Below are 686 nucleotides of genomic sequence, written 5' to 3'. Positions count from 1 at the left end.
ACTATGCTTCTCAGTTTAGCTTTTTTCATGATTCTTGCAACTCTCGGTCTGGATACGCTAATAGCCTTTTTATGCAGTTCCAAGGTAATCCTGGGACTGCCATATATCTTTTTACTGTTCTCAAAGGCTTGTAAAACCTCGGCTTCAATCATTTGATTTTCAATGCTTCTGTTTGATGGACTGCTGACCGTCCATTTGTAAAATCCAGCCCTACTCACTTTAAATACTGAACACATCTTCCCAACTAAAAATATTCTGCAGTGATCCTTTATGAACCCGAATATTTGTTGTCGCCCTTGGAGAAAATGCTGATAGCCTTTTTTAAGATATCGCGCTCCATCTGTGTTTCACGCAATTCCTTCTTCAATAAAGCCAGCTCTTGCTCAGCTGCGCTGAGTATGACTTTTCCATTTCCAGGAAAACTACTGCCTTGTTTGCTGGAAAACTCCTTCCGCCAGCGATACAACAACGCTGGACTAATATCCAGTTCTTTCGCAAGGGCGCCCAGGTCTGTACGGGTATTACTCAGTTCAACACTCATTACCTTGAACTCTTTTGGATACGTTTTTCTTTCTTGTGACATAATTTCTGTTAAGTTACCAAATTCACTTAACTTGATGTTCACTCAAATGTACGGCAACTCAATAAGATCAAAAGGGCCTAATTCTCATTAGACCCTTTATCTT

2 protein-coding genes are annotated in these 686 nt (G+C 40.2%); both read right to left on the bottom strand.

Annotation, left to right across the window (positions count from 1 at the left end):
- Positions 1–236: IS3 family transposase (locus tag L950_RS28270; RefSeq protein ID WP_021189999.1), on the bottom strand; the 236-nt coding region annotated here is incomplete at its 3' end.
- 32 nt (positions 237–268) lie between these two features.
- Positions 269–583: a transposase gene (locus L950_RS25490; protein WP_031288283.1), complete on the bottom strand. Its 315-nt coding sequence runs from the start codon at positions 581–583 to the stop codon at positions 269–271.
- Positions 584–686 lie beyond the last annotated feature (103 nt).

It is taken from the genome of Sphingobacterium sp. IITKGP-BTPF85 (assembly GCF_001006065.1).
GTDB classification, from domain to species: Bacteria; Bacteroidota; Bacteroidia; order Sphingobacteriales; family Sphingobacteriaceae; genus Sphingobacterium; species Sphingobacterium anhuiense.
The sequence above is the reverse complement of the archived record's forward strand: the minus strand, read 5'-3'. Positions and strand labels throughout refer to the sequence as shown.

Coding starts and splice junctions, on each gene's coding strand:
- L950_RS25490 (WP_031288283.1), bottom strand. CDS start 583: ATGTCACAAGAAAGAAAAACGTATCCAAAAGAGTTCAAGGTAATGAGT.